Source organism: Nodularia sp. UHCC 0506 (genome assembly GCF_034931045.1).
Lineage (GTDB): Bacteria > Cyanobacteriota > Cyanobacteriia > Cyanobacteriales > Nostocaceae > Nodularia.
The window spans coordinates 54,838-81,005 of record NZ_JAYGHH010000013.1 but is presented as its reverse complement, the minus strand read 5'-3'; the positions used below and the strand labels follow the sequence as shown (position 1 = coordinate 81,005).

The 26,168-nt window shown below is 41.9% G+C and carries 22 protein-coding genes and 1 pseudogene; 10 read left to right on the top strand and 13 right to left on the bottom strand.

The features are described 5' to 3' along the window. Nucleotides 1-507: serine hydrolase (locus VB654_RS10715; protein WP_323213702.1), on the top strand; the 507-nt coding region annotated here is incomplete at its 5' end. 399 nt (nucleotides 508-906) lie between these two features. After that, the gene (locus VB654_RS10710) at nucleotides 907-2,217 is read left to right on the top strand and encodes an efflux RND transporter periplasmic adaptor subunit (protein WP_323213701.1); all 1,311 of its coding nucleotides are present in this window, start codon (nucleotides 907-909) and stop codon (nucleotides 2,215-2,217) included. A gap of 297 nt (nucleotides 2,218-2,514) precedes the next feature. On the opposite strand, the pseudogene VB654_RS10705 reads toward VB654_RS10710, so the two are convergent. After that, nucleotides 2,515-2,625, bottom strand: a pseudogene (locus VB654_RS10705) (MerR family DNA-binding transcriptional regulator); the annotation flags it as partial. Between the two features lie 300 nt (nucleotides 2,626-2,925). On the opposite strand from VB654_RS10705, the gene VB654_RS10700 reads away from it, so the two are divergent. From VB654_RS10700 to VB654_RS10685, 4 genes are all read left to right on the top strand, one after another. Next, complete coding sequence (locus VB654_RS10700; protein WP_323213700.1) at nucleotides 2,926-3,903, top strand: cysteine synthase A; 978 nt, start codon at nucleotides 2,926-2,928, stop codon at nucleotides 3,901-3,903. A 344-nt stretch (nucleotides 3,904-4,247) separates the two neighbouring features. Continuing rightward, the gene (locus VB654_RS10695) at nucleotides 4,248-4,580 is read left to right on the top strand and encodes a (2Fe-2S) ferredoxin domain-containing protein (protein ID WP_323213699.1); all 333 of its coding nucleotides are present in this window, start codon (nucleotides 4,248-4,250) and stop codon (nucleotides 4,578-4,580) included. 20 nt (nucleotides 4,581-4,600) lie between these two features. After that, the gene (locus VB654_RS10690; protein ID WP_323213698.1) at nucleotides 4,601-5,533 is read left to right on the top strand and encodes a DUF5331 domain-containing protein; all 933 of its coding nucleotides are present in this window, start codon (nucleotides 4,601-4,603) and stop codon (nucleotides 5,531-5,533) included. Nucleotides 5,534-5,938: 405 nt separating this feature from the next. Further along, nucleotides 5,939-6,712: a COP23 domain-containing protein gene (locus tag VB654_RS10685; protein ID WP_323213697.1), complete on the top strand. Its 774-nt coding sequence runs from the start codon at nucleotides 5,939-5,941 to the stop codon at nucleotides 6,710-6,712. Between the two features lie 281 nt (nucleotides 6,713-6,993). Here VB654_RS10685 and VB654_RS10680 read toward each other — a convergent pair whose 3' ends face one another. The 5 genes from VB654_RS10680 to petB all read right to left on the bottom strand — a co-directional run bounded on the left by VB654_RS10680 (nucleotide 6,994) and on the right by petB (nucleotide 10,919). Next, nucleotides 6,994-7,371 carry a hypothetical protein gene (locus VB654_RS10680; protein WP_323213696.1) on the bottom strand — a complete coding sequence of 126 codons (378 nt, stop codon included), beginning with the start codon at nucleotides 7,369-7,371 and terminating at the stop codon, nucleotides 6,994-6,996. 122 nt (nucleotides 7,372-7,493) lie between these two features. Then, nucleotides 7,494-8,657: a glycosyltransferase gene (locus VB654_RS10675; protein ID WP_323213695.1), complete on the bottom strand. Its 1,164-nt coding sequence runs from the start codon at nucleotides 8,655-8,657 to the stop codon at nucleotides 7,494-7,496. Nucleotides 8,658-8,729: 72 nt separating this feature from the next. Further along, the gene (locus VB654_RS10670) at nucleotides 8,730-9,173 is read right to left on the bottom strand and encodes an anti-sigma regulatory factor (RefSeq protein ID WP_323213694.1); all 444 of its coding nucleotides are present in this window, start codon (nucleotides 9,171-9,173) and stop codon (nucleotides 8,730-8,732) included. Nucleotides 9,174-9,466: 293 nt separating this feature from the next. After that, on the bottom strand, nucleotides 9,467-9,949 hold the full coding sequence (petD, locus tag VB654_RS10665; RefSeq protein ID WP_006198248.1) for a cytochrome b6-f complex subunit IV: 483 nt from the start codon (nucleotides 9,947-9,949) through the stop codon (nucleotides 9,467-9,469). A gap of 322 nt (nucleotides 9,950-10,271) precedes the next feature. Next, the gene (gene petB / locus VB654_RS10660; protein WP_194002347.1) at nucleotides 10,272-10,919 is read right to left on the bottom strand and encodes a cytochrome b6; all 648 of its coding nucleotides are present in this window, start codon (nucleotides 10,917-10,919) and stop codon (nucleotides 10,272-10,274) included. A 544-nt stretch (nucleotides 10,920-11,463) separates the two neighbouring features. Between petB and ctpA the strand changes: the two genes are divergently transcribed. Beyond that, nucleotides 11,464-12,717, top strand: a complete 1,254-nt coding sequence (ctpA, locus tag VB654_RS10655) for a carboxyl-terminal processing protease CtpA (RefSeq protein WP_323213724.1) — start codon at nucleotides 11,464-11,466, stop codon at nucleotides 12,715-12,717. 112 nt (nucleotides 12,718-12,829) lie between these two features. Here the strand turns inward: ctpA and VB654_RS10650 are convergent, their stop codons facing one another. Next, a complete protein-coding gene (locus VB654_RS10650; protein ID WP_323213693.1) occupies nucleotides 12,830-13,486 on the bottom strand; it encodes an MBL fold metallo-hydrolase in 657 nt (218 codons plus the stop codon). Nucleotides 13,487-13,792: 306 nt separating this feature from the next. On the opposite strand from VB654_RS10650, the gene VB654_RS10645 reads away from it, so the two are divergent. Next, on the top strand, nucleotides 13,793-15,271 hold the full coding sequence (locus VB654_RS10645) for a site-2 protease family protein (protein ID WP_323213692.1): 1,479 nt from the start codon (nucleotides 13,793-13,795) through the stop codon (nucleotides 15,269-15,271). Between the two features lie 124 nt (nucleotides 15,272-15,395). On the opposite strand, the gene VB654_RS10640 is transcribed toward VB654_RS10645, so the two are convergent. Together VB654_RS10640 and VB654_RS10635 are read right to left on the bottom strand one after the other, a co-directional pair. Then, nucleotides 15,396-15,962 carry a phycobiliprotein lyase gene (locus tag VB654_RS10640; protein WP_323213691.1) on the bottom strand — a complete coding sequence of 189 codons (567 nt, stop codon included), beginning with the start codon at nucleotides 15,960-15,962 and terminating at the stop codon, nucleotides 15,396-15,398. Between the two features lie 71 nt (nucleotides 15,963-16,033). Continuing rightward, nucleotides 16,034-16,714: a HEAT repeat domain-containing protein gene (locus tag VB654_RS10635; RefSeq protein WP_323213690.1), complete on the bottom strand. Its 681-nt coding sequence runs from the start codon at nucleotides 16,712-16,714 to the stop codon at nucleotides 16,034-16,036. 57 nt (nucleotides 16,715-16,771) lie between these two features. Between VB654_RS10635 and VB654_RS10630 the strand changes: the two genes are divergently transcribed. Further along, nucleotides 16,772-16,918: a hypothetical protein gene (locus VB654_RS10630; protein ID WP_323213689.1), complete on the top strand. Its 147-nt coding sequence runs from the start codon at nucleotides 16,772-16,774 to the stop codon at nucleotides 16,916-16,918. 44 nt (nucleotides 16,919-16,962) lie between these two features. On the opposite strand, the gene VB654_RS10625 is transcribed toward VB654_RS10630, so the two are convergent. The 4 genes from VB654_RS10625 to VB654_RS10610 all read right to left on the bottom strand — a co-directional run bounded on the left by VB654_RS10625 (nucleotide 16,963) and on the right by VB654_RS10610 (nucleotide 21,671). Then, nucleotides 16,963-19,140, bottom strand: coding sequence for a TolC family protein (locus VB654_RS10625; protein WP_323213688.1), 2,178 nt, complete (start codon nucleotides 19,138-19,140; stop codon nucleotides 16,963-16,965). A 99-nt stretch (nucleotides 19,141-19,239) separates the two neighbouring features. Next, nucleotides 19,240-20,805, bottom strand: a complete 1,566-nt coding sequence (gene kaiC / locus VB654_RS10620) for a circadian clock protein KaiC (protein ID WP_323213687.1) — start codon at nucleotides 20,803-20,805, stop codon at nucleotides 19,240-19,242. 93 nt (nucleotides 20,806-20,898) lie between these two features. Then, on the bottom strand, nucleotides 20,899-21,213 hold the full coding sequence (kaiB, locus tag VB654_RS10615; RefSeq protein WP_323213686.1) for a circadian clock protein KaiB: 315 nt from the start codon (nucleotides 21,211-21,213) through the stop codon (nucleotides 20,899-20,901). Between the two features lie 101 nt (nucleotides 21,214-21,314). Continuing rightward, a complete protein-coding gene (locus tag VB654_RS10610; protein WP_323213685.1) occupies nucleotides 21,315-21,671 on the bottom strand; it encodes a circadian clock protein KaiA in 357 nt (118 codons plus the stop codon). Between the two features lie 941 nt (nucleotides 21,672-22,612). Here VB654_RS10610 and VB654_RS10605 point away from each other — a divergent pair. Next, on the top strand, nucleotides 22,613-26,104 hold the full coding sequence (locus VB654_RS10605) for a hybrid sensor histidine kinase/response regulator (RefSeq protein WP_323213684.1): 3,492 nt from the start codon (nucleotides 22,613-22,615) through the stop codon (nucleotides 26,102-26,104). Nucleotides 26,105-26,168: the final 64 nt, after the last annotated feature.

Sequence of the window (26,168 nt, the reverse complement as noted above, 5' to 3'; positions counted from 1 at the left end):
CAACGTCATATTGTTAACCGCTATTTCCAATCTTTGGGCTGGGAGGAAATGGAGACAATTAATGTCTGTCAGAAAACTTGGGGTGATGGCCCTTATGGCAGGGAACGGGCATTTTATGGGGAAATGCTCGATAATCGCAATATGTTAACCACCAATGCGATCGCTAAGTTACTTCATAGTATTGTGGGTGGGGTGGCAGTGTCTAGCACGCGATCGCAAGCCATGATGAATTTGCTCAAACGTAGTCTCAACTCCGATGATTTACCCACTGATGTCGAAGAAGACCAAGTAACAGGTTTTTTGGGTGGTGGACTCAGCCAAGATGCTCAAATTTGGTCAAAAGCCGGATGGACAAGTCAAGTTCGCCATGACGCAGCGTATATTGAGTTACCAGAACAGCGTCCCTACATTTTAGTAGTATTTACTGAAGGTAAAGCCAACGCTAAAAGCCGAGATATCTTACCTTTTATTTCTCAGCAATTTGCCAAAGAAATGAGTAGCCTGTAATTCGTAATGCTCCCTTTCCTGCGGAACGCTACGCGAACGGGAGAGCTACGCTAACGTAATTCGTAATTCTCTCCTACTGATTTATCTATGGCGAATCAAAAAATTACAGAATTAATTAATGTGTTTTTAATTACGAATTACGATTTATTTTCACTGAGTCTTGCAAGCGCAAATGTGGGCAGAATGGCCAGTCCCCCAAGTCCTGTTTTCGCTATTACTTCATAATTTAAATTTATCATGCACCTTTAGATAGATTTAAGGATAATTCATTCAACAGTATATTTTAGATGTGTAACATATCATGATCATGTTCTACAAAGTTTTCATCTGAAGCAATTATTTGCATGGCAAAATACCAAATCCTGATTTAGTATTAATTAATTTGTTTTTAGGTTTCCTATGACATCCCCTGAGCCGCAAACTGATTTTGGAGACAATCTTTCACAAACCTCAGACGAGTCACCCTTTAAACAACGACGGTGGCTAAGATTATTGTTAGCTTTTATACTAATAATTGGGGGCGGAATGGCTACGATTTGGCGTGTATTAACTCCTACACATCAAGCACCATCTACTAATATTAAAACTCCAGGAGTAAGAGTCAAGATATCATCAGTAAAACTTGGTACAGTTGAAGAAAGTTCAGACTTTGTTGCTAGTTTAGAGCCTCAGCGTTCAATACAGATACCATCAAAAATTCCGGGGCAAGTTACTCAAATATTTATCAAATCGGGAGAGCCAGTTACAGCCGGAACAGCAATTATCCAAGTAGACTCTAGACAAGCAACAATCGACGAAACTAATGCTGTGAAACAGGCTGCCATCGCACAACGAGAAAATGCCCGTGCTAAACTTCAATCTTTGGAAGCAGCTCGCCAATCTCAAATTACTGATTTGCAATTGCAGCAACAAGACTATGAAAGGTATGCTAACTTAGCAGCGCAGGGAGCTGTATCTCGACGTGCTAGGGATGAGTATGCCAGCAAAGTTGCCACAGCCCAGGCTCATCTCAGTGCCATTAATGCCCAGATTCAAGGACAGCAAACAACCATATCACAGGCTGAAAAAGTTGTACAGCAAGCTGAGGAAGATATCAAAAACCAACAACTACAGCCGCAAAATTATAGAATTACAGCACCTTTTAGTGGCATAGTTAGCAAAATACCCGTACAAGTAGGTGATTTAGTTAATACTTCCACACCACTGGTTACTGTTTCTCAGAAGCAACCTTTAGAAGTCAAAATTTCTGTTCCACCAGAACAAAGTAACCAATTACGTCAGGGAATGCCTGTAGAGGTTTTGAATCCACAAGGTCAAATTCTTAGCACTAGTAAAATTTCTTTAATTGCTCCTGATACTAATAACGAAAAGCCATCAGTTCTGGTAAAAGCACTTTTTAATAATTCTGAAGGTCAGCTACAACCAGAAGGATTAGTGCGAGCTAGAGTGATTTTAAATCAGCGTTCTGGAGTATTAGTACCCACAAAAGCCGTATCTCGTTTAGGTGGAGAAACTTTTGTCTATGTCATCAAAACAGAAGAGTCATCACAAGGAATTTCTCAACTAATAGCTCGACAAAAACGAGTAAAGTTAGGCAATGTCAGAGATAATTATTACCAAGTTTTAGCAGGATTACAGCCAGAAGATCAAATTATTACTTCAGGACTATTGAATCTAAAAGATGGTGTGCCAATAGTCCCGAAATCTTGATATTCACTAAACTGGTAATTAGTAATGAATAATTAATTATTTTTTGACTAATTACCAGTTAAATTAAAATTTCTTCATCTTGGTTTCCATTCCTAAATCTTGATATAGGATTGGGTACATAATATAGCTCAAAATCATTCTGTATTTTTAATTTTTATTTCTGAGGTTAGAAACAATGTTCTTTCCTGCTATATAAATACTAGACAAAGCTAGACATTTACTTCTTACGTCAAAGGGAGCATGGGAGCGGTTATCCCTCGGTAAGCTTTCAAGGTTTAGCCAACCTCGATAAAACTACCGATGCCCCGATGGTGTTCTTTTTGCTGGTAATTTTCCAGAATTGTCCCATCTTTGTAGTGTTTTCACAGAAACTCCAATTTTCTCGGCAAATTCATGTGGTTTAAACATAAATATACTTATAGATTTGTCCATAAGTGTATAAGTATGTCTATTTAATTGTCAACTTAGGATAGCTCTTTCTTTTTTTTTAATTTTTTTTGCTTGTCTCCCTTTTTTGACCTGAAGCTCCTGAGTATTTGCACTTATTCGTCTCAGAAAGGAATTCTCACGCAGAGTCGCAGAGAATGAGTAGGTGAGGAGAAATATTTATGGTGTATATGGTGTATTAGTATTTTGGTGGAAAAATCTGTCAATATTACCACCGTAATACGCCAAAATTTTTATAGACCAGAACTCAGGAAAGTTAAAATGGATATCAAAAATGGATTTGTCGGCAGCATTGGGAACACCCCGCTAATTCGCTTAAACAGCTTTAGTGAAGAAACCGGTTGCGAAATCCTTGGTAAAGCAGAATTTCTTAATCCTGGGGGTTCCGTTAAAGACCGCGCCGCACTTTATATTATTGAAGATGCAGAAAAAAAGGGTCTACTCAAACCCGGTGGTACTGTCGTTGAAGGAACCGCAGGGAATACGGGGATTGGTTTAGCCCATATTTGCAACGCCAAAGGCTATAAATGCCTGATTATTATTCCCAATACCCAATCCCAAGAAAAAATAGATGCACTAACCACCCTGGGTGCAGAAGTGCGTCCTGTACCAGCTGTTCCCTACAAAGACCCTAATAACTATGTCAAACTATCAGGCAGAATAGCTGCTGAGTTAGATAATGCTATTTGGGCAAATCAATTTGATAATTTAGCCAACCGCCTTGCCCACTACGAAACTACAGGGCCGGAAATTTGGACACAGACCAACGGTAAAATTGATGGCTGGACAGCTGCAACTGGTACTGGCGGCACTTTTGCTGGTGTGTCTTTGTACCTGAAATCACAAAATCCAAATGTTAAGTGCGTGGTTGCTGACCCGATGGGTAGTGGACTCTATAGCTATATCAAAACTGGTCAAGTCAAGATAGAGGGCAATTCTATCACCGAAGGCATCGGTAATAGCCGCATCACTGCCAATATGGAAGGCGTACCCATTGATGATGCTATCCAGATAGATGACACAGAAGCTTTGCGAGTAGTCTATCAACTTTTGCGGAAAGATGGGCTATTGATGGGCGGTTCTACTGGTATTAATGTTGGTGCTGCTGTGGCTTTAGCAAAGCAGATGGGGCCAGGACATACTATTGCTACTATTTTATGTGATAGCGGTTCTCGGTATCAGTCACGCATTTTCAACAGTGAATGGCTAGCGTCAAAAGGATTAGTCATTAATTATTAGTTATGGGATAATCTCACTGTTTGAGCAATTTCATAAAATCTCACCCCAACCCCTTCCCGGCAAGGGCTACTGTGTACACACAAGTCTCAAAACCTTGATTGGGGTAGGGTGTACGATCAAAAGTGTGAATTTTGGGTTAAATAAATCAGAAAATTTGGGGATGACAGACAACTGAAACTGTTCCCTATTCCCTATCCTCACCAATAACTTTTATACCTAACGGCACGCTACGCGAACAGCAAGCCCTACTTAATTTAATCATTTGTGTGTACACCTGAGCCGCAAGTAAGGAGAGGGGTGGTAATCATCCCATTTTCCCAGGGACTCTACTACTGATTACAAAAATGTCAAATATAAGTCAATTATCTAACTCCTCTAAAAAAGACCCAAGTTCTGCTGCTAGATGTGTGCGGGTGTGCCAAAATCGCACTTGTAAAAAGCAAGGTGCCGCCGAGGTGTTAGCGGCTTTTACAGCTTTACCAGTCCCAGATGTCACGGTAATGGCTAGCGGTTGCTTGGGACAATGTGGTAACGGGCCAATGGTGCTGGTGTTACCGGATATGGTTTGGTATTGCGGCGTTAGACCTAATGAAGTATCTCTAGTGGTAGAACAACATTTGCTAGGTGGTCAAAGTGTTAAAAGAATGCTTTATTATCGATTTCATACTCAGGGTTAAGCAAATTAAAAATTTACATTATGAATATTCAGCAGCTACGTCAGTCTGTGAAAATTAAATGGCTGAGTTACTACGAGCAAAATCGTGCTTGGCTGGCTAAAATCAGGGTTTGGGGTACTTATAATGGTCTGCGTCGTCCTTCATCTGGGTTTATTTTGGCTACTTTGTCGGTGTTAGAGCCACAATTTGATCAGGCAATTTCTTTTATCCTGGATCTGAATAATAATCCCGATCAGATAGTTGCAGCTTTAGGTCTGAACTTCAATCCTGATGAAGAGTTACGTTTAATCAGTTCGGATGATTCTTTAATTACGACACAGTTTGAAACCGAATCTTTAGAAGAAAAGTGTACTGAAAGCAAATCTGAACCTTTGGTTGCAGTTACTCCTAAGATTTTTCCGGCTGCAACTCTACATTCTCAAACTGATGCGCTGCCACGGTTAAATAAACCTGTGTCAGCATATTCAGCATATACAGAAAATCCTGAGATTATTCCTACACAAAAACTTGTATCATCGGTTGCGGTGGCTACAAAGGCTATTTCCCCGACTGCTGCCAAGATGGTACATTCCGCTAAGTCATCCTCTAGTGTATTACCTCAAGATAAACCAGTGCGATCGCCTCTGGCAATTACTATCGACGTACTTAACAAAGCGAAAACTCTACCCTCCCGAAAACTGAAGGATTCCAGATTTTATCATTTACCCATCAAGTTTGGGACTCTGTTACTCAGGACAAATTGTTTAACAGGGATTTTATTTTTACGCGACTGCCTTAAACCAGCAATTTCAGGTAATTATAATCATGGAAAAATACCACCAACACCAAAAGATATCCCCCATAAAGTTAATCCATCACTCAACAATAATGCCTCTAGTTTGGCTTCTTGGGTAGATGAGTTTTGTCAGGGTAGCGGGTACGACCAAGAAACAGCTATTTCCGTTCGACTTTAAGCAATAACGCTCTTTTTGAGAAAAGAATTTTGACGAACCAGAAAGTTTCTACTGCTAATCTTGAAATGGCTGTTGCTGTCATTCGGCACAGCCACTTTTAATTAGGATTTGCTGTTCGCGTAGTGTGCCGTACTAATATAGCAAAGTGCTGAGTTCTGAGTATAAAGCCTGTTTGTTCAAGGTTTTGAACTATTAACACTGTTCTCGCTCTTATGAAAACCGCCATAACACCCATGCCCAGAGAAGAGCTTGCTACACCTATGAAGAAGTTGAACAACATAGGGCAGTGCAAGCACGGGTGAAACAGCTAGTTGAAGAAAAAATCGCGTGCTTCATGAATCAAAAATCTAAAATTATTCGTCACTTATATCAGTTCTCTAACCGATTTAGACTAGGCAATAATTTATGTCTTCACAACCTTTAAAGTTTATAGTTTTGAGCAGTCTGGGCTTATCTTTGTTCCTAAGTAATTCTGCGGCCTTTGCTCAATTTGATGATTCTACTTCCGGTGATGTTGTTGTACCAACAATACCTTCAGGCGGTACATCAACTTCAACAGATACACAAACAGGCATACCAACAGACGCACAAACTATAACGAGTGGGACTAGGTTTAGCTGTCAATTCCAAAATGGGCAGTACACTGTTATGTATCAACCCCAAAATTTACCAGGGCAATTCTTTCCTTGGGCAGCACCAGCAGCTTTAGGTGGTGGATGGAGTCCACAAAGACGCTGTGAAGCCATTGCGAGTCGTTTGGAATTATATCGCCCAGATGGTTTACAAGAACTTCAAACGGCTGTAGAAAATAATGAGAATATTGTCTGTGTAACGACTGAGGCTAACTCATTTTGTCGCATTGTGCTGACAGTACCCCGTGGACAAGATCCTTTTGTAGTTCGTAATAGTGTTTTCCAAAACTTGATTACTGCTGATGGTGGACAACAAACAACTGCTGTCAATACTTATGGCGATCGCAATCAAGGAGGAATAAACGAATTATACAACTTAGGCCGCACGCTTCTCGGTGGTGGTAACAATCGTGCTAGTACCTCTAGAGGTGGGATTAATTTGAAACCTTACCTTGCACCTCAAGATGGTGGTACTCTCAGACAAGGCGCAGCCAGTAATCCTCAGCCTCAAAACCCTGCTCGTTTGAATCCTGGTAATTTCCGTTAGTGCGGCTGATTGTGAAATTAATGATTTGCTTTCATTGCTTTGCAGCAGTGCTGAGTGCAAAGCACACGCTACGCGAACGCTATCGCCATACAAAATACCAGGACGAGTTCATTCTCTATTAGCCGATGCGATCGCGATAGTATCAAGCAGGACACTCTCAGGGCTAAAATTTTGGGGTGCAACCGATGAGTTGGCTTTAGCTGCTGCAAACAGTGGACAATTTTTTTAGCTAATCAATTTGTGTAGCCTTGCCTTTGTGTGAGATATACACTCGGTTGACTTCATTTTTGCTCTTCTAGTGTTTTAGCTGGTATTTCAATCGCTTTTACATCAATTGTGCCTTCTGGTGTGAAGCGCTGAAAATGACCTTGATTTACTGATAATTGCTCTCCACAATTAGGACACTGCAATTGAGTGTTATTTAAGCCTGTAAATTCATAATTGCAGACAGGACACTGATCATTAACTAAATTGCGTTGTAGCCACCAGCGAAACCCCAAGAAGGCGACAACGGGTGTCAAAAACAGCAAACCAAAGATAATTAACAACGAATTCACCAACCACCCTAAGCCTAATGATGCCAGCAACCAGAAAACTGCTAACACAGTGAGCCAAGGGCGAAGATTTTCAAGACTCAATTGCAAAGATTTTAGGCTCATTTTTTAAATAATTGTCTTGCTCTATCTCTAGGATAGCGAGTTTAATGGAGAGTCAAAAGCTTAAAGTCAACTCCCAAAAGTCAAGAAATATTAATTGCGTCTTGGGACTATCGACTTACAACTCAGGACAAAAGCAGTTCTTGTAAACGCTGTTTAAAGGCTGCCATGCCAAAAAGAGCGATCGCTTGTTCTCTTAACCATTCCCCATCACAACGCTGATCGTGACCTTGCAAAATTTCAATACAAGCTGTTGCTACCGCCTCTGAATCGCGGTGCGGTACTCGCCACCCCAGTTTCCCGTCTTGCAGAGGGTCAGCCGAACCATCATCATCACCGGATAGCACTGGGATACCGCAAGTCATGGCTTCTAGATAAACAATCCCAAAGCCTTCTTGAGAGGGCATAATATAAGCGTCAGCGAGGCGATAGTGGGCGATTAACTCTTCTGTCGGCACAAAACCCGCAAACACCACGCGATCGCTTACTCCTAAATCTGCTGCTAACTGGGCTAATCGTGGTTGGTCATCGCCCCGACCAATTACCAAATATTTTATTTCTGGGAAAACTGCCGCTATTTGGGGTAAGGCGCGAATAGTTACATCTACACCTTTATAAATATCTCCTGACCATAGTCGCGCCACAGTCATTAATACCTTAGTACCACCTAAGCCATACTTTTCCACTAATTCTGGTTGTTTTGAACCCGGAGTAAATTTCTCGCTATTAATGGCACAGGGCAGCATTTTAATTTTCTCAGGATTTAGACTATTGGCAGCACAAGCGCGATCGCGGCTATAACGGCTAATTGTCCAAATGTTATTTGCTGAGGCTAAAGCACTCTGTTCACTTTTGTTCAGGGGTTCCCAAACTTCTTTACCATAAGTGAGGACAGTATAAGGAATACCCAATGGTTGGCATAGGGTTTGAATTAGTACGGCTAGGTTAATATGACCGCAATAAACGTGTTGGGGTCGTTTTTGTAAAAAAAATTTCAACAAAGTCCCTGCCATTTTCAGCCTCCCCATTTGAGGCGACTTATTTTGAAAATAATGAAATTTTAAATTATCGAACTCTAAAGGATCTGATTTGTCCAAACTATCTCGCAATAGAAAAACGTCTGCTTGACAGCCAACATTCAATCCTGAATAAGTACGAAAAATATCCTTAACATAAGATTGAATCCCACCTTCACGGGCAAAAATCTCTAAAAACACAAACAGATGGTTAGCTGGTTTGTGAAGTTTCTGATCTAAACTTGGCTTTTTTTCGGCTGTATCAATCCGCATTTAAATTCCAATCTATTACGGAGAAAATCAACGAAAGTTAAATAATTTTATAACAAAACTATTTTATCCGTTTTATTTTGAATCTTCTCTAGCATACTTTAGGATCAGTAAACAATTTTTACCATCTGTACTGCGTTCGTAGACAACATGGTCGGCCAATCGTCGCAGCAGAAACCAGCCATATCCCCCTACTTGGAGAGTACCTGGCTGTGGTTCTGCGATCGCATCGGGATTGAAGGGTTTTCCTTGATCCCAAATTCTCACCTCTAATCTGTCAATCCACAGACTAACTTCAATCTCTATGGTCGTTTCTGGTGGTAAAGCACCATGAGCGTGACGAACTGCATTGGTAAAACCTTCAGCTAATGCTAAATTGAGGCGATAAAGTTGGCTTTCTGACCAGCCAAACTGAGACAAATATTTTAAACAGAATTGCTCAAACCATTGTTGTACGTAGTTTAGGAGCTTGAGTTCGCTCTTCACCGCTAGATGGTCGTGCTGCACTATGCTAAGCATTGACCTTGACTTGAATATAAAGTTTAGTAAAAAATGCTTGTATTCGTGGTTTTTTAGTGATTTTTGAGTTGGGAATCTAGTTTTTATCCAAAACTAAAAATTCTCCATCCTACCTAGCTCACTAAAATTGACACCTGTAGGTTTCAAAATAACATCGGCCAAAAGTAGGAGCAGCTTTCAAAGAACAATTCCTTACTGATTGCTTCAGCAGTTTTTAGCCTTTCTGCTATTAACTGCTAAATTTGGTGGATGATCTAGAAACTACAGGTGTCAAAGGCTATTTGCTATTTAGCTTAGAATAAACCCAATGTCAAGGATTTATCTAATGGTAAAGCAGCACCAATACCTAGCCACAGGGTAACAAGTGTACCAAAAAGGAACACTGTGGTTGCAACTGGACGACGGAAGGGATTTTGGAACTTGTTTACGTTCTCAATAAAAGGAACGAGGATTAGTCCCAGAGGCACAGCGGCCATTGCTAATACTCCTAAAAGTTTGTTAGGAAGCGATCGCAAAATCTGGAATACAGGATACAAATACCATTCTGGTAAAATTTCCAAAGGTGTAGCAAAAGGATTTGCTGGTTCACCTGTCATGGCTGGATCTAACACAGCTAGAGCCACAATACAAGCGAATGAACCCATAATCACAATGGGGAATACATAAAGTAAGTCATTAGGCCAAGCGGGTTCACCATAATAGTTGTGACCCATGCCCTTGGCGAGTTTAGCTCTTAACTGAGGATCGCTCAGATCGGGTTTTTTTTGCGTTGACATATTTTAATTCGCTCTCCTGCTCAAATTCAGTTAAAGCATTTGTGACAGCCATCAGCTATAAGGCAACCCCGATACAGCACGGCGTAAATAGCACAACCATCTCAAATCATTTTTGACTTTTGACCCCTCGACTTCGCTCAGGGTAGACTTTTGACTTTCGCCTTGCGGGGGGGGTTGACAGCTTTCAGCTTCAAATACAAGTCTTTGCTCTTATTGTCGCTTATAAGATATTAATTGCCGATTTCTCATAAGTTTAAAACAAACATTTGCATCTGGGAACTGAAAGCTGTGGCCTTTTTGCATCTTGGCTGAATTATTTAGATTACAAAGGACCAGAAATACCTTGCTTGCGGATCATCAAGAAGTGGAACAGCATGAACACTGCAATTAACCAAGGCAGCACAAAGGTGTGAGCGCTATAGTAGCGAGTCAGCGTTGCTTGACCAACACTAGAACCACCGCGTAACATATCAGAAATAAAAACACCAACTACGGGAATTGCTTCTGGTACGCCACTAACAATTTTTACAGCCCAGTAACCAACTTGATCCCAAGGTAGGGAGTAGCCTGTAACACCAAAAGAAACGGTGATTACAGCTAGGATGACACCACTTACCCAAGTCAATTCACGGGGCTTTTTGAAACCACCTGTGAGGTAAACCCGAAAGGTGTGCAGAATCATCATTAACACCATCATGCTGGCAGACCAGCGATGAATGGAGCGAATCAGCCAGCCAAAGCTGACATCATTCATGATGTACTCTACCGAAGAGTACGCTTCAGCCACTGTGGGCTTATAGTAGAAAGTCATCGCAAATCCAGTGGCGAACTGAATTAGGAAGCAAACTAGGGTAATTCCGCCCAAGCAATAAAAGATATTTACATGGGGTGGGACATACTTGCTAGTTACGTCCTCGGCGAGCGCTTCAATCTCTAAGCGCTCCTCAAACCAGTCGTAAACGTTGGCCATACAATCTCAAATTCCTAAAAATCGGTTGCGGTTGATCAATCTCCCAATTAACAAGTTTGGGATTTTCACAAAGGGGAGTTTGTTCGTTGGCTTTTGAGCCTTCAGAATGATAAGACTTTTCAGAAACTTAACACTCTGTAAATATGGAATATATTGCGTTCTCTTGGCAAGCCAACACCAAAAATGCTGTATACCAAGTGGATATTATCGTTTTCACCAGTGGAATCCACTTCATCGTTTTTTTGAACAAGTTGATGAGAGGAATGCACCACTTCTATAAAAAAAGTAACATAGTTGAGATATAGATTTCATTAATGGCGAGGGAACTAGTACGGGTCTGCGGAAATAAACTAACCATTCCAAGTCAATGAAAAGCCTATAGAATAAGCTTTTTGACTTTTGACTTTTGACCCCTTCGGGGTTCGCCAGTCGCTCATGAGGGAAACCTCTAAGACTGCGCTGGCTCACTTTTGACGAACGCCCTGCGGTGCTAGGCATTTTTCGTCAGTTTTTTCGGCAATTTGGGATCAGATGGAATTTGGAAATGGGGTTCATGCAAAAACAGGTTTTTCGGCTAGGATTTTCACTGCTATTGGCTTTTTGGTTGGCGCTGGGCGCTGTTATCCCACCGGCAGCAGCTTTAACGGATGAGCAAAAATTAGTTTCAGAAGTTTGGCGAATTGTCAACAGGACTTATTTAGATGAGACTTTTAATCATCAAAATTGGTCACAGGCGAGACAGAAGGCACTGGAGAAGCCGCTCAAAAATCATGAAGCAGCTTATGCCGCCATTCAAAAAATGCTCAATACTCTGGGTGATCCTTTTACCCGCTTTTTAAACCCGGAGCAGTACCGCAGTTTGCAGGTGAATACTTCTGGTGAACTGACTGGGGTGGGGTTACAAATTGCGCTCAATCCAGAAACTGGAAAGCTGGAAGTAGTGACTCCGATTATGGATTCACCAGCAGATGCAGCCGGGATTAAACCACGCGATCGCATTCTTAAAATTGAAGGTCTGCTCACAGAAAATTTGACTCTTGATGAAGCAGCTACCAAAATGCGGGGGCCTGTTGGCAGTACCGTCACACTTGTAATTGAACGAGATGGCATTGGAGAAAAAGAAGTCAGAATAGTGCGCGATCGCATTGAGCTTAACCCTGTGGTAGCAGACCTGCGTCTTTCTCCTCAAGGCACGCCCATCGGCTACCTGCGCCTGACTCAATTCAATGCTAACGCCGCAATGGAATTAGCACACGCTATTTCTAGTTTAGAGAAAAAAGGCGCAGCTGCATATATTTTAGATTTGCGAAATAATCCCGGTGGGCTATTACAATCAGGAATTGAAATTGCCCGGCTGTGGTTAAATTCCGGTACCATCGTCTACACGGTAAATCGGCAAGGGATTCAGGGCAGTTTTGAATCATTCGGCCCAGCTTTAACAGACGATCCTCTGGTAATTTTAGTCAATGAAGGAACCGCCAGCGCCAGTGAAATTCTCGCTGGAGCGCTGCAAGATAACGGTCGTGCGAAGTTGGTCGGAGAAACCACCTTTGGGAAAGGCTTAATTCAGTCCTTGTTTGAATTATCAGATGGTTCAGGTTTGGCAGTCACCATTGCTAAGTATGAAACACCTAACCATCAAGATATTAACAAATTAGGAATTAAACCAGATACATTAATTTCCCAAGCATCAATCACCCGCGCCCAAATTGCCACAGAAGCGGATCTGCAATATCAAGCCGCCCTGGAACTATTGAAAACAAATTCCGTATTAGCCGGAGTAGGGACTGGCGAGTAAGAGGCAGGGGTGCAGGGTGCAGGGTGCAGGGGAGAAGAGGCAGAGGGGCAGGGTGCAGGGTGCAGGGGAGAAGCAACTTAACTCTTAACTCTTAACTCTTAACTCTCCCCACTCAGCACTCAGCACTCAGCACTCTTAAGTAAGCATTATCTATAACTCGTTTACCTCTGAGGAAACCTGTGTTAGCACCGGGACAAATGTACTGGAGTGTTTTTGGTGTAAAACGTTCTAGTATTAATTTAAGACTTTTAATTTGTCTACGCCAGTGAAAGGTTTTAGCAGTGCGAAGTGGTACTGGTTCGCCTAACGGGTTGGGAAGCAAATGGCGGCCAGAAAATAGCACGCCTCCCAAATCACTGTAGTAAAGGCAAGATGAACCGGGAGAATGACCAGGTGTCCAAATCACTTGTGCTGTGGAGTTGAGTGTAAATTCCTGAGAAAAACTGGTGACGGTTAATCCAGGTAATAAATAAGCTTCTTGCTCTTGAATTAGCACTTCACAGCCAAAGTTTTGCTGAATTGCGGCTGTTTTACCAATAGCATCTCGATGGGTGAGAAATAACCAACGCACTCCACCATGCGATCGCAAAAAATCTTGATTTGTTGGGTCATCAGCAGGAGAATCTATGAGGATATTGCCTTCATTTCCTACAATAAGATAAGAGGTTCCCCCTAATGTGTCCCGATTTGGTGGAAAAGCAAAGACGCTATCTAGCACCGGACGAGGTTGCTTGGCTGTTTGACTTGGCTGTTGAGGTAAGGGGCGCATGAGCAAAAACCGAAACTGAGGAGTGGTAAAAATTGGTGACAGAGTTGAACTTCTTAAGAATTAACACTTGAGAATTAATAACTTCTGTTAATGGTTATAGACAAATGGGGGTTTAAAGTCTGTCTAGTAGTGCGGGTTGTGGTGCCGACACACTAGTGCAGCATGGCGTAAATAGCACAACTATCTAAAATCAATGAAAAGCTGATTATATAAGCTTTTCGACTCTTTTCCGGGCAGATTGCTGCCCCTCCTGACTTCCGCCCTGCGGTGCTAGTGAGACATTTTTTCCACACTACTAAAGATCACATGACATTTTGGTTTCTCCTCCTACTGGGACTAGCTACTTATCTAATAGTGCAGCGCAGCGTCGCTCAAATCACCCGCACACCAGTTTGGTTGCTATGGTTGGTGTTAATGACTCCAGCTTTGATATTGAGTGGATGGACACTGATATATGGGGCGCAACCACCTCCACCATCAGCACTGGTGATTTGGCCATCAATTATTTGCATTCTGTTATACTGGTTATTGTTTCAATGGGGTCGGAGAACGCCAAGAGATACGCCAGATCAACCCCAAGCTATTGAACAATCGGCTATTCATCCTACCGCAGAACCAGTACCAGTGCGTCCCATTGAACCAACGGAAGAAACTCAACTGAGAAATTGTTTTCCCTGGTCTGTGTACTACATTCACAACATTGAGTACAGACCCCAGGCTATTATCTGTCGGGGTCAGATCAGAACAACACCTACTCAGGCTTATCAGCAGATTAAGGCCAATATTGAAGCGCAATTTGGCGATCGCTTTCTCCTGATTTTTCAAGAAGGTTTCAATGGCAAACCTTTCTTTGTACTTGTCCCTAATACTCAAGCAGCTAAAAATACCAGCAGACCAGAACAAATTACACGTCCAGGATTAGCTTTATTCTTAGTATTAGCTACTTTGGCTACTACTACTCTGGTGGGCGCGACCATCACCGGGGCTGATCCAAAACAATTAGCATCTGATCCCAATATTTTGTTACAAGGATTACCTTATGCTTTAGGGCTGATGACTATTTTGGGTATCCACGAACTGGGTCACTATTTGACAGCGCGATACTACAAAATTCGGGTGACGCTGCCTTATTTTATTCCTCTGCCTTTCTTTTTAGGCACTTTTGGCGCATTTATTCAAATGCGTAGTCCCATTCCCAACCGAAAAGCCTTATTTGACGTGAGCATTGCTGGGCCACTGGCAGGTTTTGTGGTTACTTTACCCTTATTAATCTGGGGTTTGGTGAATTCAGAATTGGTTCCCATTACTGACCAAACGGGACTTTTAAACCCGGAAGCTCTCAACCCCAAGTCTTCAATTTTATTAGCATTGCTTTCTAAGTTAGCATTAGGAAGCGAATTAACGTCAAACTCAGCAATTAACCTTCATCCAATAGCGATCGCTGGTTTTCTGGGGCTAATCGTCACAGCGTTAAATTTAATGCCTGTAGGACAACTTGATGGAGGTCACATTGTCCATGCGATGTTCGGGCAGAAAACCGCCATAGTCATTGGTCAAATTTCCCGCTTATTACTACTACTACTTTCTTTAGTGCAGTCAGGATTTTTGATCTGGGCGATTATCTTATTATTTATCCCCTTGATTGATGAACCTGCGCTGAATGATGTCACGGAACTGGATAATAAACGTGACATTTTAGGATTGATGGCAATGGCATTGTTAATCATCATTGTGCTGCCATTACCACAGGCGATCGCTAACTTGCTGCAACTGAGTGCTGAGTAGAAATCAGTTGCTTCGACGCTTTGAGCAATCAATAATCAGTTATCAGTTATCAGTCAAGAGGCATAATTTGGTTGCAATCCCCTACTGGATGCCTAAATAACTGTTAACTGTTAACTGACTGAAACTAACTGGATGTGGAATCAGCTGTTTCTGATGCTTTGGCAGCTGATGAAGTACCACCCATACGAATTTCCGAAGTGAAGGAAGCCATACTAAAACCACCAAAACGCTTGAGAACACTAACCCGCATCCGTAAATTGGGACTAGCAAACCACAAGCGCTCTTCAGAAGACATTGTTTCGTACTCTGTAATTAGAGTCAAAGCACCATCGCTACCCATCTGATAGCTGCCAGCAACGGGGGCTTTTTCGGCATAACCCATTTCTCGCAGTAACTTACCTTCATGGGGATTAACTGCATCAGGTACAGTAACTAACACAGTAGAGCCAGTGTGCTTTTCTTCATCCCATTCCATCGTGCCATTCCAGGTGACTCTAGCCCCACAGGAGGCTGCACTGGGAGCAATTTCGTATTGTTCACAGAGTTTGATTACCTCTGGATGATCTGCTGGTAAACTCTCAATTACCAAGTCGGATTTGCCGTCTTCAGATTGTTTAAAAGCCAAATGGTGGCTAGTCCGATGGGAAAACCATTTACCAGCACTCAATTCAAAAAATTCTTCAATATTCATGAATAAAATTACCCTGAAACAAAATGTTAAACATCCTAATGGGGATAAAAAAGCAGCGAAACCTATTGAGATTAAGCTTGATTAGCTTTCTCTTCCAGCCGAACCAGAGAAATTTTCGCTGCTTCGGCAACGTTGGGATGCTGGTCTTTTTCTAAGTATTTTAGAGCTGAAACACTCTTAGTAGTAGGAAGATTTCCCAAGGCTTCTGCCAAACGTTGGCGAACTAACCAATCATCCGACTGAGCAAAACGCAGGATACTATCCACAGATTCAATATCTTGTATTTCCCCTAGTGCGGAAATTGCCGCTTCTTGTAGCACTGTTTCGTTGCTATCTAATGCCTGAATTAAAACATCATGGGCGCGTGGATCTTTAATATTACCCAAAGAAACAGCCGCACTAAAGCGTACTAGCCAATCAGTATCTTCATAAAATGTCCGTGCCAGTACCTCAAAGGCTCTAGCATCGCCCAAATATCCTAAAGCTCCAGCAGCGTCGGCACGAATGCCATAATCTGGATCATTTTCGAGAATTTTCACTAAAAGTGGATAAGATTCTGCTGTGGGCTTAACTCCTAGAGCAAATATAGCCATTGAGCGCAGTTGTAAAGATTCATCATCCAATACCTTTTTAATTAAAGGTACTGCTTCTTCAGGGGATAAATTACGCAAACTGGCCAGAGCTACCATGCGATCGCGCAGATTCGGACTTTCTAACTGAACAGATATTTCCTCTAAGGGTAGAGCAGCCATTTAATTTTCAGCACTTTCTTTACTTATCTTTACTTTAACTGATTCCCTTATAACGCTGTGACAACTCAGAACCCAACACTCAACACTCAACACTCAACACTCAGCACTCAACACTCAACACTCAACACTCAACACTCAGCACTCAGCACTCAGCACTCAGCACTCAGCACTCAGCACTCAGCACTCAATAAGCCCCACGGATAAATCCGGGGGCTTACAACCAAGATGCAACAAGTTTTTTGACGAATTTACTCAGCCAATGCCCTAGAGGTAACAGCTCGTTGTAACTGAGCCAAAGCACGATTGTAATCTAAGATAGCTGTGATGCGATTACCCTCGGATCTTGTTAAGTCGTTTTCAGAATTAATCACGTCAGTTTGAGTACCTACACCAGCTTGGAATCGCAACCGAGCCAAACGTAAAGCTTCCCTAGCCTGTTCTAAAGCCGCATTAGCAGTTTGAACATTTTCCAAATTAGATAACTGGGTAGAAAAAGCTTGTTCTACCTGAAAACGGATTTGGTTGCGCTGTTCACTAAATTGAGTTTCTGCGATCGCCACATTAGATTTTGCTTGGGCAGCTCTGGCTCTAGCAGCACCACCATCGTACAAATTCAAAGTAGCCCTGACTCCAACAGAATAGCCATCGGTAACACTCGTACCATCATCGAACTGATCTAGCAGGTTGTAGCTGGCAATTAAGCTAACCTGAGGACCTAAAGCTGAAAGTGCTTCTCGTCGCTGCTGTTCATTAATGTTACGCTGTGCCAATTGCTGTTGCAACTCTGGACGATTTTGAAAGGCTAACACAATGCTACTTTCTAAATCTTTGTTCCATAAACCAGCTAATTGCACAGGGTCGGCTGCACTAATATTTATTGATTGTGGCACACTTAACCGAGTTGCTAGGCGGCGACGGGCTATTTGCTGTTGAGATCGAGCATTAGTGAGTTCTTGCTGAGAATTAGCCAAATTTACTTGCGATTGTAAAACATCAAATCGCGTACCAACCCCAGCCCTTTCTAAAGCTTGTGCATCTCGTAAACTAGCCTGGGCATTCTCCACAGCCGATTGAGCAATACGTACTCGCTCATCAGCTTGTTGCAGGTCATAGTATTCCGTGGACACATCCAGGCGAATTTGTTCAGATTGTCGCTCTATATCCAACTCACGGAATCGTACCTGTTCTTCAGCCTGACCGATATTAGCTAACCTTCTACCAGAAGTATAAAGGTCATAAGTCAGTTGCGCTTGACCGCTAAAAGCTGTAGTAGCTTCAGCACCTGGCGCTGGTACATTCAATTCCTGGGCTTGTTGATTCAACCCTAACTGTTGTTCAGCAGAACGACTGCGAATCACATCAGCACTCAAACCCACATTGGGCAACAAAGCAGCTTGAGCCTCACGGAGTGCAGCTTGGGCGCGTTCTAGCTCCAATAACGACACCTGTAAATCTCGATTGTTCCGCTTTGCCAGTTCTAATGCCTGTGCTAACGTAATTGGCTGATTGCCTTCAAGTGCCACCTCTTCTGGCTTGGTAGGAAATTGCAGAGGATTGGCACTAGGAATCAGGTTCTCAGGAATTTGCACAGCGCGAGTAGCCGGAAATTCCACAGTTTCTGTTTGCACAGGAATTTGACCAATATTCGTAGGTGCAACATACTCAGTTTCTGGTTGTGAAGGAGTTAGATCCCAACCAGTATTTTCTAAATCTGAGGTGTTGTTGGGAGGAGACGGATAACTCTGGGCTATCAAATTCCTAGTTATATGCTGCGATTGGCAGTTACTGGTAGCTACCAATGTATTGTTTGTCTGTTTTGCCCGTGAACAGCTTTGCGCCCTCAACAACTTTGCTACCTCTGCACCTCTAACCGCAGTTGGTAAAACTGTCGATAACTGAGTTGCTGGTTGCCGTAAAGCAGACAGGGAAAAACTCGCTGGCTGGGCAGAACTTGGCAAAGACGTAACAGTAGAAACAACTGTTTTCTCTAATTTCTGCTCAGAGGTAGCGACATGACTCGGTGTTTGATTACTTTTTAAATCATGCGGCTCCGACTTTTGGGCAGCATTTAACAACTGCGTCAGATTGGAAAATTTACCTTCATCTTTTTGAGATAGCTCTTTTTTAATCGATATACCAGTATTTCCTGTCAAGATAACTGGGTTACTTTGACTACTTGAAGACTGTAAATCAAGTATAGTTAACTCAGATTCAGGTACTATATCTGGAAAAATCTGTTTCTTGCTCTGAGGCAGTTGGGTATTAATATTGTCTGCAATCCAGGTTCGACTATCCGTAGAAGTCAATACACTAGGAGAAGACGCAAGTTGTATGCCACTTACTGTCCCAGCCAAAGCCGGCTGGGTTGTCAATACCGCTGCTGTGACACCAGGTAAGAAACTATAAAATAAGTATTGTCCTTTCACCGCATCCCCTCACACGAAAATCAATACTAGCGGCAGAAAACCCTTCTTCCCCAAAAAATATAGCATGATCCTCAACTTAGATATGAATATACCATGACACTAAATTTGAGGATCGGAACTCGGTTTCTTTTCAAAACGTTGAACTATACGAGATAGTTCCGCTTTTTCATCGATACTAACGCGGGTAGGCGCACCACTAATAATTCGTTCGTAGTTACGGAAAGAATCTTTAATTTCTGGACCATCAGCAGTAATATTATACTCACGGATACCTTTATCGTGCCACGAACCTCGCATTTTAAATACATTAATTGCCCGTGACATTTCGCCCCGAATTTCCACGTATTGCAACATTAAAATTGTGTCCGTAATGGTGGAAATATGAGAGTCAGTAATTGAATGTGACCCCAGAAATTGGTCGGTTGTATTGGTAAAAAATCCAGTTATTTCTTCTTGCTTGGCATAACCAGTGACACCGATGACAAACTGGCGAAAAGCATTATTACTAACTCCTCTAGCCAGTGCAGAAAGGGAGTCAATGGCAATGCGAGATGGTTTAAAGACGGCAATTTCTGATTTAATAATTTGCAAATGGTCTTCTAAACCAGTTGATTCAGGATAAGTACAAATTATTTTAAGCAACCCTTGACGTTCTAATTCTTCAAAATCAATTCCCCAAGAGTAAGCATTACGAGATAATTGCGCGCGTGATTCTTCATAAGCAAACAATATTGCTTGTTCACCATTTATGCAACCGTCTTGTAAGAATTTACTAACCAATAAAGTTTTACCAGTACCAGTAGCTCCTGTTGCCAAAATAATAGAATCTTTAAAGAAACCGCCCCCACACATTTCATCCAAGGTTTTGACTCCAGATGATACTCTAACGTTAGAAGAGCGTTGGGTTAAGCGCATTGCTCCCAAGGGAAAAATGTTGACTCCTTCATTGGTAATAGTAAAGGGGTATTCGCCTTTCATGTGAGTTGTACCACGCAATTTGAGAATTTCAATTGTGCGGCGGCGACGTTCTCCTTCTAAAACATTACGCACAATTACCACGTTATCCGAAACAAATTCTTCTACTCCAAAGGAAGCAACGGAACCGTACTCTTCGCTACGTTCGGTGGTAATGATAGTGGTGACGTGCAGTTGCTTGAGACGGGCGACAAGGCGAAAAATCTCTCGCCGGACTACTCCCATCGCTTCATACTGCTGAAAGACTGCGGTGATTGAGTCAATAGATACTCTTTTAGCTTTATATTTGCGAATTGCATATTGCAAACGCTCAATTAGTGCCGATAGATCAAAGTTACCGACAATATCTTGACCTTCCGGATCAGGTGAAGCATCCAGAATAAATAACTTACCTTCGTCAATTAGGTGTTGTAAATTCCACCCAAAGATTTGGGCATTTTTAATAATATCACTAGGGGATTCTTCAAAGGTAACAAATACACCCGCTTCATCAAAGCGGTTAATTCCATTATAGAGAAACTGTAGTGATAATAAAGTTTTGCCTGTGCCAGATGTACCACTCACTAAGGTAGTTCTACCAATAGGCAAACCTCCGTGGCTAATATCATCAAAGCCCTCGATCATTGTGCAAATTTTTTCTACACCAGCAATTGGGGTGTTGTTTGGCGCTGTTTGGTCTTTTTCGCTCATTGCTTCATCCGGAATGGGTATTACGCCCGGTTTTTATATGACTAAACTAAACTTGTTAATTTGTGATCCAATTTGGATGATTAAAGTTTTTTCCTACTCTTCCCAATATTCTTCATTTAATTCTTCATAAAGTAAGTCTAATCCAATCAAGACTCTTTCTCTGTCTGATAGATCACCAATTATTTTGCGAACGGGCGGAGGCAAAATTTTAGATAATGTTGGTGTAGCTAATATTTTGTCTTCTTCTGCTAACTGTGGGTTTTTTAGAACATCAATTACTTTCAAAGCATAGACACCTTGAAATTCCTGTTCTAAGATGTTTTTAAGTATTTTTAAGGCTCTTACTGAGTTAGGTGTGTTCCCTGCTACATAAAGCTTGAGAACATAAGTCTTTCTGGCTTTATTCATTTGAAAATCAGAGTAAGCAAGGTACTTAGTCGGTGAACATCTGGGCTGGAAAGCCCCTAAGATATTGCTCTAAGCAACTTGTGTAATTTGTTGACTATCAATTAGTTTATCTTAGAAATCGAACACCTATAAAGTTCACACAAGTGAGCTAGGATATCGATGAGTGCTAAACGATAATCAAGTAATGCTTCATCACTCCTGCCTTCTAAGCGTAGTTGTATGGAAAAGTCTTCAATTAGTTCCATGTGAAATTCTATAATTTGAGGCACAGGAATATTAGCACAAAATACTGCATTGATAAATTTGTCAATTTCTGTTTTCAGAGTTGTGTCTGTAGTAAAGTAATTTATAAGAATCCGGCGATAATCTGATTTGAGTTGTTGTAACAATACCTGCCGATCAACTTGAGTCATCTGCTGAAAGAACTGCTGTGGTTTTTGGTTGTGGCATGGAAACACATAGAAATTTTTATTAATGAAATTTTTATTAAGATATGGTGTCTACCACTTCAGTAGGTAGTAAGTTTTAGCAGTAGTAGTGATTGTAGGCAAAAGCATAACTGTTAAGGTCTACACTGGCTCGATTAAACTGGGCTGTCTGGCTAATTTAACCGAATTTAGCCGATTTAACTCAATTTTTGCGGATGTTGAGGTAAAATTAATCAGATTCATCACATCTGTATATTTATATATCTTAATTAATTACCCCGACCAATATTGTTGAACTCTCTAGATGAAATGTAGATAACATTTCTCAGGTTATGTGTAGTTGTGTATTAACATTGCAAGTTTCCGGTGAAAGAATGCTCCATGTCAACATATAGTTGATATCTGGTTGTTCAATCACCAGATACAGTTTAATCAGTGCTAGAACTTAGTAAGCTGTCGATGAAGCGTCTGTTGTCAATGAATATACCTAATTTAATTGATGATTCACTTAGGCATATTTCTCCAAACATAGATTCTTTGATTTCATCCCTTGAATAGATTTCTTGATTTTATCCATTGATAAGATACTTAAACTAACTTAAAGTATCATCTCATTCTAAATCATTATAATTCCTCAAGGTTCTAAAGCGAATCTTTGACCCCATAATTGTTCTAGTTGTCACTATCGCAGAAGAGTTTCAACACCAGTAGGAGACTGAGAAGGATATTTCTCTAAAATTCCCAGTTGCAAAGACAAAGAGTAAATCCCATAAGTCTTGTCTCTTAAGAATCTAGCCATGAGCGTAGTCGAACGGCAAACTCATTATTTCAACGGCGTTGAAGCTGTAACAAGAATCGTTTAAATGATTCTTCTGCAAGAATATTGCTTTGCTGCTCAAACACGATTTGCCAAAAGTGCTGATGGTGAAGCTGCAAGCTTACACAAAGAAGAATGATCCCCAAGGTTCCTTATGTCAATGCTACAGTACCCGCTTTATGACTTTCTAGCAACCGTACCCCACTGCGTAGAAACAAGTACTCTGGCTCTCGTGCTGGAGATTTTTGAGCAAGAACAATGCGATCGCTTGGTAGTAGTAAATCAACAACAATGCCCCTGCGGATTGGTGCAATCTGCCCGTTTAACACAAAAATTATTGGCAACATCCCATAAAAATCAGGTTTTGGACTTGCAACAGCAACTGTCAAACTGGGATCAAGCCATCATTGAGCCACTCCAGACATTACCTGCGATTTATTCTGTAGAGCAATTTGAGCAAATTTTGCGTTCTGATGAACAGACACTAAACCAGGCGAAAACTAGGCTGAATTGGGCGCTGATTGATGGGGAGGGCAAATTTCTAGGGCTGTTGAATAGTGCGCGTCTGTTAAGCGCATTGGCTAAGGAAAAATTAGCAATCAAGACCACCAAAACTCAATACTCTCCTGCTGCTCAGAAAACTGCTAAAAATACTGTTCCAAAGCACCCTAACAACTCCGACAAAAGAGCCAAAAACCATTGGCGGAGTGAAAAATCAGGGGTGGCGCGTTCTGCACAGTCCTCGCGATCGCCAAGAAGAAATCAACGTCACCCAGCCCAGAAATCGCTGGTGCAGCTATTAGAACTCCTGCCTTGGCCTTTAATGCTGCAAACTGGAACAGGTGAAGTCGTAGCCAAAAATCCGGCTTGGTGGCAACAATTGGGAGCATTGAAAGATCCAGAAGGTATTCGACAACAAGTTGAAACAATACTAGCCCCAGCCGAAACCAAAACAGCTACAGAATATGCCAACCAACCAGCAACCAGATTTTATCCTCAGAGTAAAAGGAATCAGCATACTGGCGAAGGAAATACATTTGTGTCACCCAATGAACCTCCGCCCCCAGGGTCATTTTCCCCATCACCGTTACACAACTTGCCTGAGCAGCCACCAGCGACAAACACGACATCCAATCGCTGCTTTTTAGATAGTCAGATGGGTACTTGTACCTGTATTGTAGAAGTGCAGAATGGTCAGGAGCGAATTTGGCAGTTTGCTAAAATCCTCTTGGATAGTCCTAAGTCAGAACTTCTCTTCCAGGGAATGTTTCCCGGAGAATTTAGCTTTGAGCAAAGTGCCGCAACTCTTAGGACTGAACGAAGTCATGACCTATGGTTAATATTAGCGACTGATGTCACCGAACAGCAGCAGATATGTAAAGAACTAGCAGCAAAAAATGCTGACTTGATTCAATTAAATAGATTAAAAGATGAGTTTTTAGCTTGTATTAGTCATGAACTGAAGACCCCCCTCACTGCCGTTTTGGGATTATCACGGTTGTTGGTTGATCAGCAGTTGGGTGAACTCAACGAGCGTCAAGCCCGTTATGCTGGACTGATTCATCAAAGCGGACGACATTTAATGAGTGTGGTCAATGACATTTTAGATTTGACCCGCATGGAAACGGGACAGATGGATTTAGCCCTTGTACCCGTGACAATTCGCTCAGTGTGCGATCGCGCCCTCACAGAAGCAAAAGCAATCCATACACAAACCACCAAAGCTAACGCCACCCCAACAGCAAATTCATTTTGTGAATTTGTAATTTCCATTGAACCAGGCTTAGACCAAATAATCGCCGATGAACTGCGCTTGCGGCAGATGTTGGTACACCTACTTTCCAACGCCTTGAAATTTACAGAAAACTCTGGTGAAATTGGTTTGCGGGTCAATCGTTGGGAAGGCTGGGTTGCTTTTACAGTCTGGGATACAGGCATTGGCATTCCCGAACATCAGCAACATTTAATCTTTCAAAAATTCCAACAGTTGGAAAATCCCTTGACTCGTCAATTTGAAGGAACTGGTCTGGGGTTGGTTTTAACTAGAGCTTTAGCTCGTCTCCACGGAGGTGATGTCAGCTTCTTATCTCGTGAAGGCAAAGGTAGCCAGTTTACATTACTACTGCCACCTAGTCCGCCGACAACAGGCTTCACGGGAACAGAAATGGGAATCAGAGAAGATGGCAAGCTCCAAATTCCTGATACACGAGAAGTCACAACACCTCGACAAAGCGATCGCCGCACCTATTCAACACGTCAACACGCGCCTACAACTGCCCAACATCAGCCCACTAGTTCACAACGTTTAGTCCTGGTAGTTGAGGCAGTAGCTCGATATATCGAAGATTTGACCGATCAGCTCAAAGGTTTAGGTTATCGCGTCGTCATCGCTCGTTCCGGTACAGAAGCCGTAGAAAAAGCCCGCCGCTTACAACCAAAAGCTATCTTCCTAAACCCCTTACTACCTTTACTTTCGGGTTGGGATGTACTGACTTTATTGAAATCTGATGTAGCCACGAAACACATTCCCGTGATGGTGACAGCAACAGGTGCAGAAAAAGAACAAGCTTATGCGAATCGCGCCGATGGATTTCTGAATTTGCCAGTCCAACATCAGGCTTTAGCACCACTCTTAGAAAACTTAATTGTTCAACCAGCTGGGCATTTAGGGTTAGATAATCACAAAATTATCCCCAATACAACTCCATTAAGAATTCTCAGGTTGGTAGAACACAATTTACAATCAATTAACCCCCATCCTTCATTGCGAGAACATCGGGTAATTGAAGTAGATGACCTAGATCAAGCCGAACTCTTGGCGAGGGTTTGGGAGTTCGATGTCATTTTACTAGATGCAGAAGCTTCTCTGGCACAAACCTACCTACACCAGTTAGCTCAACATCCCATATTAGCTGATATTCCTCTAGTGACTTGCGATGTTGCAACTACCCTAACAGCTTCTCAGATACCTGGTTTAACAGTGTTTCCTTACTTGACAACATTATGTCGAGATCACGACAACCGCAACGATTCCACAGATCCGTTATTGTCTGTACTGCAAATTGCCTCTGGTATCTGCTGCCCACCCAGCATTTTAGTAGTAGATTTGACGATGCTGGATAATTTACCGCAGAGCAACAAAGAATCTTCACTCAATAACGACAATAATACACGGGGGTCTGAGTGGTTCCAAGCTTTAATTCAATATTTACAAACAGCTGGATTGAAAGCAGCAATGGGGCGTTGTTGGACAGAAGTTTTACAACAAATTCGCCACCAAAGCATTGATTTACTGCTGATTTATTTAGGAGATACCTCTGTCCATAAAGAGGTGATTCAAAATTTCCAAGTCTTGGCAGATTTACCCTTGGAATTGCCACCAATTTTGGTGATTGACCAGCGCTTAAATCACACTTTCACTTCTTCTCTGCCTGAAAGCAACCCAGATAAAATTCATCATTCCAGCCAGAGCAAATTGGATGAAGATGAAAATGTAATGAGTGAGTTAGCCCAGTTAGTTTTTAGCATTGCGTCTGCGAGAGAAAACATTGCTGCCCATATTTTGCCTCGTTCCATATCAATGGAAAATCTCTTAACTCAGATCAATCAATCTTTAGGTTTAACAGAGAAAAATAATTCTCTTTAAATAGGGTTTGCTGTTCGCGTACCTTGCCGTTAGGCATAAAAGTTTTGTTGTGGAGGCAGGGAAC